Source organism: Nocardioides secundeburneus, assembly GCF_039939255.1.
In the GTDB taxonomy this organism is placed as follows: domain Bacteria; phylum Actinomycetota; class Actinomycetes; order Propionibacteriales; family Nocardioidaceae; genus Nocardioides.
This window is the reverse complement of sequence record NZ_JBDUUE010000005.1, coordinates 522,064-536,241: the sequence shown is the minus strand read 5'-3', so window position 1 is coordinate 536,241 and position 14,178 is coordinate 522,064. Positions and strand designations below refer to the sequence as shown.

At 73.7% G+C, this 14,178-nt stretch carries 15 protein-coding genes; 8 read left to right on the top strand and 7 right to left on the bottom strand.

What is annotated here, in order from left to right:
- A partial coding sequence (locus ABFT23_RS16315; RefSeq protein ID WP_457623579.1) for a transposase occupies nucleotides 1–454 on the bottom strand: 454 nt, incomplete at its 3' end.
- A 153-nt stretch (nucleotides 455–607) separates the two neighbouring features.
- On the opposite strand from ABFT23_RS16315, the gene ABFT23_RS16310 reads away from it, so the two are divergent.
- Genes ABFT23_RS16310 through ABFT23_RS16300 form a run of 3 tightly spaced genes read left to right on the top strand, consistent with a single transcriptional unit; the run spans nucleotide 608 to nucleotide 2,404 of the window.
- Nucleotides 608–1,402 carry a 3'(2'),5'-bisphosphate nucleotidase CysQ gene (locus ABFT23_RS16310; RefSeq protein WP_347897025.1) on the top strand — a complete coding sequence of 265 codons (795 nt, stop codon included), beginning with the start codon at nucleotides 608–610 and terminating at the stop codon, nucleotides 1,400–1,402.
- Complete coding sequence (locus ABFT23_RS16305; RefSeq protein WP_347897023.1) at nucleotides 1,395–2,012, top strand: HAD family hydrolase; 618 nt, start codon at nucleotides 1,395–1,397, stop codon at nucleotides 2,010–2,012. Before ABFT23_RS16310 ends, ABFT23_RS16305 begins: the two co-directional genes overlap by 8 nt.
- The gene (locus ABFT23_RS16300) at nucleotides 2,009–2,404 is read left to right on the top strand and encodes a VOC family protein (protein ID WP_347897021.1); all 396 of its coding nucleotides are present in this window, start codon (nucleotides 2,009–2,011) and stop codon (nucleotides 2,402–2,404) included. Before ABFT23_RS16305 ends, ABFT23_RS16300 begins: the two co-directional genes overlap by 4 nt.
- A gap of 15 nt (nucleotides 2,405–2,419) precedes the next feature.
- Here the strand turns inward: ABFT23_RS16300 and ABFT23_RS16295 are convergent, their stop codons facing one another.
- The 4 genes from ABFT23_RS16295 to ABFT23_RS16280 all read right to left on the bottom strand — a co-directional run bounded on the left by ABFT23_RS16295 (nucleotide 2,420) and on the right by ABFT23_RS16280 (nucleotide 5,889).
- Nucleotides 2,420–3,598: a PQQ-dependent sugar dehydrogenase gene (locus ABFT23_RS16295; protein ID WP_347897019.1), complete on the bottom strand. Its 1,179-nt coding sequence runs from the start codon at nucleotides 3,596–3,598 to the stop codon at nucleotides 2,420–2,422.
- 5 nt (nucleotides 3,599–3,603) lie between these two features.
- Nucleotides 3,604–4,518, bottom strand: coding sequence for an alpha/beta fold hydrolase (locus ABFT23_RS16290; RefSeq protein ID WP_347897017.1), 915 nt, complete (start codon nucleotides 4,516–4,518; stop codon nucleotides 3,604–3,606).
- Between the two features lie 38 nt (nucleotides 4,519–4,556).
- Nucleotides 4,557–4,793: a hypothetical protein gene (locus tag ABFT23_RS16285; protein WP_347897015.1), complete on the bottom strand. Its 237-nt coding sequence runs from the start codon at nucleotides 4,791–4,793 to the stop codon at nucleotides 4,557–4,559.
- 244 nt (nucleotides 4,794–5,037) lie between these two features.
- Nucleotides 5,038–5,889 carry an EamA family transporter gene (locus ABFT23_RS16280; protein ID WP_347897013.1) on the bottom strand — a complete coding sequence of 284 codons (852 nt, stop codon included), beginning with the start codon at nucleotides 5,887–5,889 and terminating at the stop codon, nucleotides 5,038–5,040.
- Nucleotides 5,890–5,974: 85 nt separating this feature from the next.
- Here ABFT23_RS16280 and ABFT23_RS16275 point away from each other — a divergent pair, with 85 nt between their 5' ends.
- The 3 genes from ABFT23_RS16275 to ABFT23_RS16265 are packed head-to-tail and all read left to right on the top strand — an operon-like array spanning nucleotide 5,975 to nucleotide 9,175.
- Nucleotides 5,975–6,430 (top strand): SRPBCC family protein, encoded by a 456-nt coding sequence (locus ABFT23_RS16275; RefSeq protein ID WP_347897011.1) that lies wholly within the window; start codon nucleotides 5,975–5,977, stop codon nucleotides 6,428–6,430.
- A gap of 60 nt (nucleotides 6,431–6,490) precedes the next feature.
- The gene (gene ilvD, locus ABFT23_RS16270; RefSeq protein ID WP_347897009.1) at nucleotides 6,491–8,176 is read left to right on the top strand and encodes a dihydroxy-acid dehydratase; all 1,686 of its coding nucleotides are present in this window, start codon (nucleotides 6,491–6,493) and stop codon (nucleotides 8,174–8,176) included.
- 3 nt (nucleotides 8,177–8,179) lie between these two features.
- Nucleotides 8,180–9,175 carry a hypothetical protein gene (locus ABFT23_RS16265; protein WP_347897007.1) on the top strand — a complete coding sequence of 332 codons (996 nt, stop codon included), beginning with the start codon at nucleotides 8,180–8,182 and terminating at the stop codon, nucleotides 9,173–9,175.
- Here the strand turns inward: ABFT23_RS16265 and ABFT23_RS16260 are convergent.
- On the bottom strand, nucleotides 9,162–10,463 hold the full coding sequence (locus tag ABFT23_RS16260; RefSeq protein ID WP_347897005.1) for a hypothetical protein: 1,302 nt from the start codon (nucleotides 10,461–10,463) through the stop codon (nucleotides 9,162–9,164). The genes ABFT23_RS16265 and ABFT23_RS16260 overlap by 14 nt on opposite strands.
- 24 nt (nucleotides 10,464–10,487) lie before the next feature.
- Nucleotides 10,488–11,690, bottom strand: coding sequence for a GNAT family N-acetyltransferase (locus ABFT23_RS16255; RefSeq protein ID WP_347897003.1), 1,203 nt, complete (start codon nucleotides 11,688–11,690; stop codon nucleotides 10,488–10,490).
- A 56-nt stretch (nucleotides 11,691–11,746) separates the two neighbouring features.
- Here ABFT23_RS16255 and ABFT23_RS16250 point away from each other — a divergent pair, with 56 nt between their 5' ends.
- Together ABFT23_RS16250 and ABFT23_RS16245 are read left to right on the top strand one after the other, a co-directional pair.
- Complete coding sequence (locus tag ABFT23_RS16250) at nucleotides 11,747–12,940, top strand: kynureninase (RefSeq protein ID WP_347897001.1); 1,194 nt, start codon at nucleotides 11,747–11,749, stop codon at nucleotides 12,938–12,940.
- Between the two features lies 1 nt (nucleotide 12,941).
- Nucleotides 12,942–14,156 carry an MFS transporter gene (locus ABFT23_RS16245; RefSeq protein ID WP_347896999.1) on the top strand — a complete coding sequence of 405 codons (1,215 nt, stop codon included), beginning with the start codon at nucleotides 12,942–12,944 and terminating at the stop codon, nucleotides 14,154–14,156.
- The last annotated feature ends 22 nt before the right edge of the window (nucleotides 14,157–14,178 follow it).

Here is a 14,178-nt window from a genome sequence, read left to right as displayed (position 1 = left end):
CGGTCAGCTCGCGCTTGAGCTCGCCCTTGGTCTGGACGAACAGCGACTGGTAGATCGTCTCGTGCGACACACGCATCCGCTCGTTCTTCGGGTACTGGCCGGGCAGCCACCGCGAGATCTGCTTCGGTGACCAGTCTGCCCGCAACAGCTCCCACACCTTGTCCCGCAACGGCGCGTGGTCGAGCCGACGAGCCTTCGGACGCCTGGCCTTGATCGCGGCGTGACGCTGCGCGTTCGCCGCGTTGTAGACCCGCTCGTAGCCCAGACCACCGCCCCGCGCCATCGATCGTCGAGGCGAGCGCACCCCCGGCGCCGGAAACCGCTTGCTCAGCTCTCTCGAGATCGTCGAGTGATGCTTGCCGACCACCGCCGCGATCTGACGCTGGGTCAGACCTGCCCGATACGCCCTCTCGATCACTCGCCGCTGCTCCAACGTCAACCTCGTACCAGGCATGAACCGCAACCTCTCACCCATCACCCACCACTTGGTGCAACAACCGCCGGAATTCGGCGGTGGTCTCGAGGCGAGGTCGCGGGCGACCTCGCACCTCGACCAGCGTGCCAAGCGCATGCAACCGAGCCCCACCACCCTCGGTAACCTCACCCGGTGACCTACGAGCCCAGCATCCCGCCCGAGTCCGCCGCGACCGACGACCACGTGCTCGCCGCGTGGCTGGCCGACGAGGCCGGACGCCGCCTGCTCGAGGTCCGCGGGGAGGGACTCGAGGGCCGCGAGCTCAAGGACGCTGGCGACCGCGCCGCGCACGAGCTGCTCATGGAGCTCGTCGCGCAGCACCGCCCGACCGACGCCGTGCTCTCGGAGGAGGGCAAGGACGACAAGGTCCGGCTGCAGGCCGAGCGGGTGTGGATCATCGACCCGCTCGACGGCACCCGCGAGTTCTCCGAGCCCCCACGCGACGACTGGGCCGTGCACGTCGCGCTCTGGGAGCGCTCGGCCGGCGAGGGCGGCGACCTGACCGCCGGCGCCGTCGCGCAGCCCGCCCTCGGCGAGACCTTCACCACCGGCGTCCCGCCCGTCGTCCCGCCGTGCACCAGCGCGAGCCCGCGCATCGCCGTCTCGCGCAGCCGCCCGCCCGAGTTCGTGCACGGCCTCGCCACCGAGCTCGACGCCCAGCTGGTCGCGATGGGGTCGGCCGGCGTGAAGGTGCTCTCGGTCGCGCGCGACATCACCGACGCCTACGTGCACGCCGGCGGCCAGTACGAGTGGGACAGCGCCGCCCCGGTCGCGGTCGCCCGCGCCGCCGGGCTGTTCACCAGCCGCATCGACGGCACGCCCCTGCGCTACAACCAGGACGACGTCTACCTACCCGACCTCGTCGTCTGCCGCCCCGAGCTCGCCGACCGCATCCTCGCCTGGATCGCGGCCAACGACGTTGCCTGACGCCGGTCACGTCCTGCTCGACGCCGACGGCGTCCTGCAGGACCTGCCGGGCGGCTGGTTCGAGGGTGTCCGGCCCTGGCTCGGCGATCGTGCCGAGCAGTTCATCCACGACTCGTGGGCGACCGAGGCGGCCTGCCTGCGCGGTGAGGCCGACTTCCTCGAGCACCTCGGCGCGCACCTGGCCGCCTACGCCGTCGACGTCGCCGTCGAGGAGCTGTTCGCCGCCGTGTGGACCTCGATCGAGGTCGTGCCGAGCTCGATCGAGCTCGTGCACCGGCTGCGGGCGGCGGGCTACGGCGTCCACCTCGGCACGAACCAGGAGCGCCACCGCGCGGCCTACATGCGCACGACGCTCGGCTACGACGAGCTGTTCGACGTCTCCTGCTACTCCTACGAGCTCGGCGCGGTGAAGCCCGAGCCGGCCTACTTCGAGCGGGCCGTCGAGCGCATCGGCGTCGGGCCAGGCGAGGTGGTGTTCGTCGACGACCGGCTCGACAACGTCGAGAGCGCGCGGTCGGTCGGGTTGGCCGGCGTCCACTGGACGTTCCTCGACGGCCTCGCCGAATTGGAGTCGCAGCTCGCCCGCCACGGTGTCAGGCTCGGCCGGTGACCTCCTTCCTGTCCCACGTGACCATCGACTGCCACGACGCCTACGCGCTCTCCGAGTGGTGGAAGCCCGTGCTCGGCTACGTCGACATCGACGGCGACCCCAACGAGCCCGGGCACGAGGAGTGCATGATCCGCGACCCCGAGTCCGGTCAGCAGCTGCTCTTCATCGAGGTCCCAGACGACGAGCTGCCGGCCAAGCGCATCCACCTCGACGTCGCGCCCCGCGAGGGCACCCGCGACGACGAGGTCGAGCGGCTGCTCGCCCACGGCGCCACGCTCGTCGCCGACCGCCGCGGTCAGTACGGACCCGGCACCGGCTGGGTCACCCTCGCCGACCCCGAGGGCAACCAGCTGTGCGTCATCCGCAACGCCCAGGAGCGCGGCGACGGCTGAGTCCCGTGCCGACCGCTAGGGCCGGACCTGCAGGATCCGGTCGTCGCCCTCGCGGGGCTCGCCGCGCTCGTCGCGGTTGCTGGTGGTCAGCCAGAGCGTGCCGTCGGGGGCGGTGGCGACGGTGCGCATGCGGCCGTACTCACCGATGAAGAACGCCTTCGGCCGCACCGCCCGCTGGCCGCGGACGGTGACCCGCCACAGGCGCTCGCCCTTCAGCGAGGCCATGTAGAGCGCGCCGTCGGCGAAGGCGAGGCCGGACGGTGAGGCGTCGTCGGTGGCCCAGGTCTGCTGCGGCTGGACGTACGCGCCGCCCCCGCCGCGCCCTTCGACCTCGGGCCAGCCGTAGTTGCCGCCGGCCTCGATGCGGTTGAGCTCGTCGAAGGCGTCCTGGCCGAACTCCGAGGCCCACAGCCGGCCCTGGTCGTCGAAGGCCAGGCCCTGGACGTTGCGGTGGCCGTAGGAGTAGACGGGGGAGTCGAACGGGTTGCCGGGCGCCGGGTCGCCGTCGGGCGTCAGGCGCAGCACCTTGCCGCCGAGGGAGGCGCGGTCCTGGGCCAGCGGTGGCTCGCCGGCCTCGCCGGTGGAGACGTAGAGGAAGCCGTCGGGACCGAACGCCAGCCGGCCGCCGTCGTGGATGAAGCCGTGCGGGATGCCGTCGAGCAGCACCTCGATCTCGCCGAGCTCACCGTCGGTCAGCGTGGTGCGCACGACCCGGTTGTCGTCGACGGTCGAGAGGTAGAGGTAGACGAGGGAGTCCTGCTCGAAGTCCGGCGACAGTGCGACGCCGAGCAGCCCGTCCTCGGCCCCGCCGCCGGTGGGCCGCGCGGCGTCGACGACGCCGAGCTCGGTGACCTCGCCGGACGGCGTCACGCGCAGCACCCGGCGGGTGTCGCGCTCGGTGACGATGGCGTCGCCGTTGGCGAAGAAGTCGAGGCCCCACGGCGCCTCGAGCCCCGTGGCGATCTCGGTGACGACGGCCGGCGGGCCCGTCGGGTCGGGCTCGGCCGAGGGCTCGCCGGTCTCGGTGCCGGTCTCGGGCGTCCCGGACGACGGGGCGTCGGTGGCGGACGGCGTCCCGCTGGCGGCAGGACTGGTGCCGGAGACGGTCACCTCGGTCTCGTTGCCACCCTGGCCGCAGGCGGCGAGCAGCAGCGCGGACGTCGCCACGAGGGCCCCGAGGGAACGGGTGCGCACCGGCGTCAGCCGACCTTGTCGAGCAGCTCGAGCAGCAGGCCGTGGACGACGTCGGGGTGTTCCATCGGCAGGAAGTGCGAGCCGCGCAGCTCGACGTAGTCGGCGTCGGGCATCCGGTCGGCGGCGGTCGCCATGTGCCGGGACCCGGCGAGCACGTCCCACCGGCCCGCGACGAACACGGCCGGCACGTCGATGGTGCTCAGCGAGACGCGCATGTGGCGCGAGGTGCTGAGCGCGAGGTGGAAGTACCAGTCGAGCGGGGTGGTGAGGAACTCCTTGATGCCGACGGCCACGAGCTCGGGGTCGGCGACGGGCAGCATGAAGCCGGAGTGGGAGACGACCGCGACCGTCTTGCGGCCGATCGGCAGGGAGCGGGCGATCGGGGAGAGCGGCTTGCCGACCAGCGACAGCACGCGCGCGGCGTTGACCGTGACCGCCCGGGCCGCGAACCGCGGCAGCCGGAACGGGGCGAGCATCGTCGAGAACGTGTCGCCGGGTACGCCGGCCACGGCGAACAGGCCGCTGACCCGCTCGGGGTAGCGGGCAGCGAGCTCGAACATCGTGTTCACGCCCATCGACCAGCCCATGAGCACAGCGCGGTCGATGCCGAAGGCGTCCATGACCGAGACGCCGTCCTCGACAAAGTGCTCGATCTCGACGTGCGTCGGGTCGGCCGGTCGCTCGGAGCCGCCGACGCCGCGGTGGTTCCACGACACGACGCGGACGCCGCAGTCGGGCGTGAGCAGGGCCGGCCAGCACCAGGCGTTCGTGCCGAGGCCGTTGCACAGCACGACGGTGGGGCCGTCGATGACGCCGTCGGGGTCGTTGGTCCAGGCGCGCAGCGTGGTGCCGTCGTCGGAACGGATGTCGCGGAAGGCCGGCGAGGGGTGCGCGACGGCGTGCGCGGCGGAGGTCGGCATGGCGCCGATTGTGCCCCACGCCGCGAGGCGACGGGCGGCTACGCGCGTGAGGAGTGGCGCACCAGCGAGACCTCGGGGGCGGTCTCGGCGGCGGGCGGGGCGCTCAGGGCGTCGAGGAAGTCGGCGACGTCCTCGCGCTCGGCGCGACGGTGGGCACACGCGGTCGCGGCGACCATCGCGTTGCGACGGGCCTGCTGCTGGGAGGCGACAGGCCAGTCCTGAACTCGCTGCACCAGGCCCCGGAGAGGACCGCGCATGGGTGGGGTGCCGAGCATGCTGTCGAACCTACGTGCCGAGGCGCCCGGGGGCATCACTGCGGCGTGACAACTTCGTGAACTCACAGGCTGCCATCATCCGGTGATCGAGCCTGTCGCGATCCCACGGCCGTGGTGCGGTCGCCGTTGATCCTGCGTCGGTCTCGGCACGCCGGTTCGTCGGGGTGCGAGCAAGCTCGCCCCCGACGACGGCTCGCTCGGCCACCATCAGCGGCGCGGGCCGGCGCAAGCGCCGTCCGCGTCGCTAGTCGGGGGCGGGCTCGTGGAGGACCGGACGCTGCCGGGTCGCGCCGATGCTCGCCGCGACCACGCACGCGACCGCGAGCCACTGCAGGCCCGAGAGCGACTCGTCGATGACGAGGATGCCGGCGAGCGCGGCCGCGGCCGGCTCGAGCGACATGAGGATGCCGAAGGTGGCCGGCTTGAGCGAGCGGAGCGCGACCAGCTCGCAGCTGTAGGGCACCACCGACGACAGGAGGCCGACCGCGGCGCCGAGGAGCAGCACGCGCGGGTCGAGCATGCCGTCGGTCGCGTCGCCGACGGCGAGGAACGGCATCACCAGCAGCATCGCCACCGCGCTGGCGAGGGCGAGGCCGTCGAGGCCCTCGAAGCGTCGTCCGGTCGCCCCGGAGAGCAGGATGTAGGCCGCCCAGCAGCCCCCCGCGACGAGGGCGAACAGCACGCCGACCACGTCGAGGTCGGCGCGCTCGGCACCGAGCAGGACGACGCCCACGGCGGCGAGACCGACCCAGACCAGGTCGCGCGCGCGTCGCGACCCGACGACGGCCAGGGTGAGCGGGCCGATGAACTCGATCGTCACCGCGATGCCGAGGGGGATGCGGGCGAAGGACTGGTAGATCGCCAGGTTCATCATGCCGAGGCTGGCGCCGAAGCCGAGGAGCACGAGCAGGTCGCTGCGGCTGCGACCGCGCAGGCTCGGGCGGGCCCAGGCCAGCAGGATCACCGTGCTGGTCGCCAGGCGCAGGAACACCAGCGCCGACGGCGAGACGTCGTCGAAGAGCGACTTGGCGACGCCCGCGCCGAGCTGCACCGAGGCGATGCCGATCAGCACCAGCACGATGGGGGACCGGATCACCGCGTCACCGTAGCGACGACCGCGCCGGGGCCGGGCGCGGCCTCCGGGCCGCCCCATTCGGTAACGGTTGTGTCACGATGCGCGGATGGCGACCTACCGCGTGAGCCGCTCCACCTCCATCGCCGCCGACCCGGCGCTGGTGCACCGCCTCGTCAGCGACCTGCGCGAGTGGCGGGCGTGGTCGCCGTGGGAGGACGTCGACCCCGGCCTCGAGCGGAGCTACAGCGGCGCCGACGCCGGCGTCGGGGCCCACTACTCCTGGTCGGGCAACCGCAAGGCCGGTCAGGGCACGATGGAGGTCGTCGGCTCGACGCCCGAGGCCGTCGACGTCCGCCTCACCTTCCTCCGGCCGATGCGCTCGACCAGCGACGTCGTGTTCGACATCGTGCCCGCGGCCGAGGGCACCACCGTCACCTGGACGATGACCGGCGAGCAGAAGGGTGTGATGGCCGTGCTCGGCAGGGTCGTGTCGATGGACCGGCTGCTCGGCAAGGACTTCGAGCGGGGCCTGGCCCGGCTCAAGGACGCCGCCGAGCGCTGAGGCCCGACCGCCGGTCGGGACCGGTCACGGACGGCGCGCGCGCCGTCCTATCCTCGGAGCATGAGCGACACGCCCGACATCAAGCCCCGTTCGCGCGACGTCACCGACGGTCTCGAGAGGGCCGCGGCGCGAGGGATGCTCCGGGCGGTGGGCATGGGCGACGACGACTGGGAGAAGCCCCAGGTCGGCGTCGCGTCGTCGTGGAACGAGATCACCCCGTGCAACCTCTCGCTCGACCGGCTCGCGAAGGCGGTCAAGAACGGCGTGCACGCCGCCGGCGGCTACCCGCTCGAGTTCGGCACCATCTCCGTCTCCGACGGCATCTCGATGGGCCACGAGGGCATGCACTTCTCGCTGGTCTCGCGCGAGGTCATCGCCGACTCGGTCGAGACCGTGATGATGGCCGAGCGCCTCGACGGCTCGGTGCTGCTCGCCGGCTGCGACAAGTCGCTGCCCGGCATGCTCATGGCCGCCGCCCGCCTCGACCTGAGCTCGGTCTTCCTCTACGCCGGCTCGATCATGCCCGGTCAGGTCGACGGTCGTGACGTCACCATCATCGACGCCTTCGAGGCGGTCGGGGCGTGCCTGGCCGGCAAGATCAGCCGCGACGAGGTCGACCGCATCGAGCGGGCCATCTGCCCCGGCGAGGGCGCCTGCGGCGGCATGTACACCGCCAACACGATGGCCGCCGTCGCCGAGGCGATCGGCATGTCGCTGCCCGGCAGCGCCGCCCCGGCCGCCGTCGACCGCCGCCGCGACGGCTACGCGCACAAGTCGGGCGAGGCCGTCGTCGAGCTGCTCCGTCGTGGCATCACCGCCCGCCAGATCATGACGAAGGAGGCGTTCGAGAACGCCATCACCGTGGTCATGGCGCTCGGCGGCTCGACCAACGCGGTGCTGCACCTGCTCGCGATCGCCCGCGAGGCCGAGGTCGACCTGACCCTCGACGACTTCAACCGCGTCGGCGACAAGGTGCCGCACCTCGGCGACCTCAAGCCGTTCGGCAAGTACGTCATGTACGACGTCGACCGCGTCGGCGGCATCCCCGTCGTGATGAAGGCGCTGCTCGACGCCGGCCTCATGCACGGCGACTGCCTGACCGTCACCGGCAAGACGATGGCCGAGAACCTCGCCGACATCGCGCCGCCCGAGCTCGACGACGACGTCATCCGCAGGATCGACCGGCCCATCCACGCCACCGGCGGCCTCACCATTCTCAAGGGCTCGCTCGCCCCCGAGGGCGCCGTCGTCAAGAGCGCCGGCTTCGACGAGTCGGTCTTCACCGGCACCGCAAGGGTCTTCGACGGCGAGCGCGCCGCGATGGACGCGCTCACCGAGGGCTCGATCGTCGCCGGCGACGTCGTCGTCATCCGCTACGAGGGCCCCAAGGGCGGACCCGGCATGCGCGAGATGCTCGCCATCACCGGGGCGATCAAGGGCGCCGGGCTCGGCAAGGACGTCCTGCTGCTCACCGACGGCCGGTTCTCCGGCGGCACCACGGGCCTCTGCGTGGGCCACGTGGCGCCCGAGGCGGTCGACGGCGGCCCGATCGCCTTCGTGCGCGACGGCGACACGATCACCCTCGACGTGCTCAACCGCTCGCTCGAGGTCGAGCTGGTCGGACCCGACGACCTCGAGGCCCGCCAGGCCGGCTGGGAGCCGCTGCCTCCGAAGTACACCCGCGGGGTGCTCGGCAAGTACGCCCGCACCGTCGCCTCTGCCGCGCACGGCGCCGTCACCTCCTGACGCGTGACCGCTGACCGAGAGGCTCGGGCCCTCGGCGCAGCAGCGGCAGCCTTCGTGCTGCTGCTCGTCGTCGCCGCGACCACCCGGCTCACCGGCGACGACCCCGGCGCCGCCGGCGACCCCGGCCCGGTCGCGGTGCCCGCGCCGGGCGGGGCCGCGCCGTCGTCGGAGGAGACCCGGCCGCCGGCACCGGCGGACCCCGCCCCGCCGGTGCCGAGCACCCACGCACCCGACGGGCACATCTTCGGCGGCAACCGGTTCCTGGTCGCCTACTACGGCACCGGCCAGACGCCGTCGCTCGGGGTGCTCGGCGAGGCCGGCCCCGACGAGATGCACCGCCGGCTGCAGCGGGCGGCCAAGCCGTTCCAGCGCCCGGACAGCCGGGTGACCCTCGTCTACGAGCTCATCGTCACGATCGCCGACGGTCGTCCCGGCCCCGACGGCGACTACAGCCACGACGTCCCGCGCGAGGTCGTGCAGCGCTACGTCGACGCCGCCCGCCGCCACGGCGCCCTGCTGCTCCTCGACATCCAGACCGGTCGCGCCCCGTTCATCGACGTCGCCCGGCGCTTGGCGTGGGCCTTGCGCGAGCCGCACGTCGGGCTCGCGCTCGACCCCGAGTGGCGCATGGCGAAGGACGAGGTGCCGGGGCGGGTGATCGGGGCCGTGCGACCGCAGGAGGTCAACTACGTGAGCGCCTGGCTCGACGCGTTCACGGCCCGCCAGGGACTGCCCGAGAAGCTGTTCGTGCTGCACCAGTTCCGCACCGACATGATCCCGAACATCGAACGGGTCGAGACGCGGGCGAACCTGGCGATGGTGCAGCACGTCGACGGGTTCGGCACCCCGGGCCAGAAGCTCGACACCTACCGCGCGGTGGCCCGCCACGACCGGTTCCACATGGGGTTCAAGCTCTTCTACGACGAGGACGTCGACCGGATGTCGCCGCGCGACGTGCGCCGGGTCCGGCCCGCCGTCCGGTTCGTCAGCTTCCAGTAGGCCACGACGGCTGGTAGGCGACCCGGGCCGTGGTGCGCAGCGGCAGCATCGCCGCGACCGCGAGCGCCCCCAGCCCGAACCCGATCACCCACGCGGCCGGCCCGTACTCGGGCAGGTCGAGGTCGACCAGCGCACCGAGGTGCACCAGCAGCAGGACGACGGCGGTGACCACCAGCACCGGCCGCAGCGCGCGCGGGTTGACCGACGGCTTCAGGCCGAGCACGACCAGCACCACGACGACGATCGCGACGAGGAGCACCAGCCAGCCCAGGAAGCTGAAGTAGGCCTCGGCGAACCCGTTGCCGCTGCCGCCGGCGTCGCGCACGGAGTCGCCGATGTCGATGAACGTGACGGTGTCGGCGGCGCTCGCCCAGCTGAGGAAGGTGTAGCCGGCCAGGCACAGCAGGGCCCCGAGGCCTGCGAGCACCACGGCGCCGACGTGGGTGCGGTGGCGCAGCAGACCGGGCGCGAACGGGGCGCCGTGGACGACGGGCGCGCCGGCCGGTCCCGGTGGACCGGCGAGCTGCGGTGCCGCGGCCCCCGCCGGCAGGAGGTAGGTGATGCGTGGCCCGATGAGGCCGGCGATCGTGATGGTGAGCGTGGCGAGAAGCCAGCCGACGTAGCCGATGGCGCCCGGCACGACCCGGGCGCGTTGCTCGTCGGCACCCTCGTCAGGCCCTGGTGCGTCGGGGGCCGCGGACGTCGGGCTGGAGGTCGTGGCCTCGCCGCTGCCCTCGATCTCGAAGCCGAGGCTGAACACGGCCACCACGGCGAGCGCGACCGCGGCCAGGCCGAGCACGACCGCCACGACGCGGGCGGCGTTGGTGAGCGCGGCGCGGCGCAGGCCGACGGCGGCGACGAGCGCCGCCACGATGCAGGCCGCCGTGAGCCCCACGGCGAGCCAGGGGAAGAAGGCCGAGGCCAGGGCGCCGGGGTCGGCGGCCATCCCGTCGGTGCCCCGGACCTCGTCGAGGGTGTCGAACAGGCCCGGGTACTCCCGCGACGTGGAGAGATCGGAGGGGGAGGAGCCGTAGACCCGGATCTCGGCCCACCGGGGCAGGAACAGCGCGGCGACCATGCCGAACGCGCCGCACGCCACGAACAGCAGCGCCCATCCCGGCTTCTCGCGGCGCTCCAGGCCGGCGGAGCGGGGGTCGACGTCGACCATCCCGCCGGCGGGGTGGCCGGGGAAGCCGTAGGGGCCTGACGGCTGCGGCGACGGGGGTGCTGACGGCGGCGGGGGCGAGTACGGCCGGGCCTGCTGCGGGGGTTCACCGTGGTCGGACATGGCGTGGAGCGTTCCACACCCGGCTCAGAAGTAGTCCCGCACGTGCAGGGGTCGTGAGCGCAGCAGCGCGTCGAGCAGACGGTCGTGGGTCGACGGGCCGCTCAGGTGGCCCGCGTGTCGCAGGTTGGCGCACGACTGCGCGCCCGACCACGCCAGCGCCAGTCCCGACATCGTGTAGGTCGCGACGTCCTGGCCACCGAGGCCGTCGGCGCGCTCGCACGAGGCCGCGCCGGTGGCGCCGTCGAGGTCGAGCCGGTAGTCGCCGTCCGCGACGCCGAGCGGGTCGCCGACGACCCGGAACGGCACGGTGGCGCCGGCCAGGTGCGCCGGACCGGAGACCGCGCCGAACGCGGCGGCCGGGTCGTGCACCCGCAGCATGTACGGGTGGCGGGCGACGACGTCCCACGTGGCCGTCGGCAGCACCCAGCGCGCCGGGTCGTCGCCGGAGGTGTGCAGGCGCACGGTGCCGGCGACCGAGGTGTGCGTGCCGAGCATCCGCCACAGCGCGCGGTAGCCGTCGGCGGTGACGGCGACGAGGTCGTGCACCTCGAGGCTCGCCGTCGCGGGGTCGTAGCCCTCGCCGCGGTCCCACGAGGCGAAGCCCACCACCCGGTCGCCCTCGACGGCGAGCGAGACGGCCGTGACGTCGTCGAGCAGCTCCTGCGGCGACCGGGCGAACCGCGGGCCGGTGCGGTTGAGCGGCCCGTTCTGCGCGGCGGCCCACGCGTCGTAGACGGCCGTCATCGCCGGCAGGTCGTCGACGCCGGCCCGCCGCACCGTCGTGGAGCCGCTCGGCGCCCGGACGCCGGCCAGCTCGGCCGTCGCGAGCCGGACGGTGTCGAACGAGGTGACGACCTCGTAGCCGAGCGGGCGGTAGATCCCGTTGGCGGTCGGGTAGAGCGTCGAGACCACGTCGCCGCGCTCGGCGCCCGCGGCGAGCATCGCTGCGAACAGCGGCCGCAGCAGCCCGGCCCCCCGGCGCTCCGGCGCGACGGCGACGCTGGCGACGCCGCACGTCGGCACCCGGACGCCGTGCCACCACGACTCGTAGGAGTGCGCGGCCACCCGGGCCGCGAGGTCGCCGTCCACGAGCGCGAGCCAGACCTCGCGGCCCTCGGGCAGCGCGGCCGGCCGCGGCGGGACGCCGCCGGGCGAGGAACCGAAGGCCTCGACCGCGAGACGGTAGGAGGCTTCGTGGTCGTCGAGGGTGAATCGGCGGATCTCCACGCGGCAGGTCTACCGGTCGCGACCGCCGGGTGTCGACCACGCCCTAGGCTCGGCCCGTGCCCGACCGCGACGACCTCGATCCCCTCGCCGGCTACCGCGACCGCTTCGTCGGCACGGAGTCGCCGCTGGTCTACCTCGACGGCAACTCGCTCGGGCGTCCGCTCAGGGCCACCGCCGATCGGCTGAGCACGTTCGTCACCACCGAGTGGGGCGAGCGGCTGATCCGTGGGTGGGACGAGTCGTGGTTCCGGTTGCCCGAAGTGGTCGGCGACGAGATCGGCCGCGTGTGCCTCGGCGCCGCCGCGGGCCAGACGGTCGTCGGCGACTCCACGACGGTGCTGCTCTACAAGGCGATGCGGGCCGCGGTCGCGCTGCGTCCCGGACGCACCGAGATCGTCGTCGACCGCGACAACTTCCCGACCGACCGCTACGTGGCCGACGGCGTCGCGCGCGAGTGCGGGCTCACGCTGCGCTGGATCGACGTCGACACCAGCGCCGGCGTCACGCCCGACCAGCTCGCCGCGGTGGTGGGGGAGCAGACCGCGCTCGTCGTCCTGAGCCACGTCGCCTACCGCTCGGCCTGGCTCGCCGACATGCCCACCTTGACCGAGATCGCCCACGGGGCCGGGGCGCTGGTGCTCTGGGACCTGTCGCACTCGGTGGGCTCGGTGCCCACGGCCCTCGACGCCTGCGACGCCGACCTCGCGGTCGGCTGCACCTACAAGTACCTCAACGGCGGGCCCGGCGCCCCCGCCTTCGTCTACGTCGACGAGGCGCTCCACGACGACCTCGCGCAGCCGGTCCAGGGTTGGATGGGGGCCGCCGACCCGTTCCTCATGGGTCCCACCTACGCCCCGGCCGCCGGCGTCCGGCGCATGCTCTCGGGCACCCCGCCCGTCGTCGGCATGCTGGCGCTGCAGGACATGCTCGCGCTCGTCGACGAGGTCGGCATCGACGCCGTCCGCACGAAGTCGGTCGCGCTGACCGAGCACGCCATCGCCCTCGCGGCCGAGCTGCTGCCCGACACCACGCTCGCCTCGCCGCGCGAGTCGGAGCGGCGCGGCGGCCACGTGACCCTGCACCACCCGCTCATGCGGGAGGTCACCGCCGAGCTGTGGCGGCGCGACGTCGTCCCCGACTACCGCGACCCGGGCGGTCTCCGGCTCGGGCTCTCGCCCCTGTCGACGTCGTTCGACGAGGTGACCCGCGGGCTGACCGCCGTGCGCGAGGTGCTCGACTCCCTTGGCTGAGGTGTCCCCGCGCCCCTCGACGACGGCGCGACCGCCCGTGCCGGCGGAGATCAAGGTGCTCATCGCGTCGGCGTTCGTCATCGCGATCGGCTTCGGGCTCGTCTCGCCGGTGCTGCCCGCCTACGCCCGCAGCTTCGACGTCGGTGTCGCCGCGGCCTCGTTCGTGGTGTCGATCTTCGCGTTCTTCCGGCTGGTCTTCGCCCCGGCCGGCGGGGCGCTCGTGTCGCGGCTGGGCGAGCGCCCGGTCTACCTGACCGGGCTGCTCGTGGTGGCCGCGTCGTCGCTGGCGACCGCGTTCGCCCAGTCCTACGTGCAGCTGCTCGTGCTGCGCGGCCTCGGCGGCATCGGCTCGACCATGTTCACCGTCTCGGCGATGGCGCTGCTGGTGCGCCTCGCGCCGCCGACGATCCGCGGCCGGGTGTCGTCGGCCTACGCCAGCTCGTTCCTCATCGGCGGCATGGTCGGCCCCGTGCTCGGCGGCGCCCTCGCCGGGTTCGGGCTGCGGGTGCCGTTCGTCGCCTACGCCGTCGCGCTCGTCGTCGCGGCCGCCGTCGTGGCGCTGCGGCTGACCGGCGCCCAGCTGCGTCCGGCCTCCGGCGGCCCGCCGGCGCCGCCGATGCGGCTCGCCGCGGCGCTGGCCCTGCCGGCCTACCGGGCCTGCCTGGCCTCGGCGTTCGCCAACGGGTGGTGCAACTTCGGCGTGCGGGTCGCCGTCGTCCCGCAGTTCGCGCTCGTGGTGCGCGACGAGACGTGGGTGGCCGGCGTGGCCCTCGCGCTCGCGGCCCTCGGCACGGCCGCCACCCTCCAGGTCGCCGGCCGCGTCGCCGACTCGGTCGGACGACGTCCGCTCGTGCTCGTCGGCCTCGCCGTCACCGCCCTCGGCTTCGGGTTGCTCGGCCTCAGCCACGACCTCGTCGTGCTGTTCGTGCTCTCGGCCTTCTCCGGCATCGGCGCCGGCCTGGTCAACCCCGGTCAGCAGGCGACCGTGGCCGACGTGATCGGCAGCGAGCGCAGCGGCGGCACCGTGCTCGGCACGTTCCAGATGTTCCAGGACGGCGGCGCCATCCTCGGCCCCGTGCTCGTCGGCGTCGTCGCCGACCGGGCCGGCTACGGCTGGGCGTTCGCGGTCACCGCGCTCATCAGCCTGCTCGCGCTGCTGCCGTGGCTCGTCGCCCCCGAGACGCTCGACACCGCTGCGTCGGCAGCTCCGCAGTAGGCCCAGCGCAGGACCCGGCGGC

Excerpts from the sequence above, each read along its gene's own strand:
- ABFT23_RS16260 (WP_347897005.1), bottom strand. The coding sequence starts at position 10,463 with ATGTCCGACCACGGTGAACCCCCGCAGCAGGCCCGGCCGTACTCGCCC.
- ABFT23_RS16285 (WP_347897015.1), bottom strand. The coding sequence starts at position 4,793 with ATGCTCGGCACCCCACCCATGCGCGGTCCTCTCCGGGGCCTGGTGCAG.
- ABFT23_RS16275 (WP_347897011.1), top strand. The coding sequence starts at position 5,975 with ATGGCGACCTACCGCGTGAGCCGCTCCACCTCCATCGCCGCCGACCCG.
- ilvD (WP_347897009.1), top strand. The coding sequence starts at position 6,491 with ATGAGCGACACGCCCGACATCAAGCCCCGTTCGCGCGACGTCACCGAC.
- ABFT23_RS16290 (WP_347897017.1), bottom strand. The coding sequence starts at position 4,518 with ATGCCGACCTCCGCCGCGCACGCCGTCGCGCACCCCTCGCCGGCCTTC.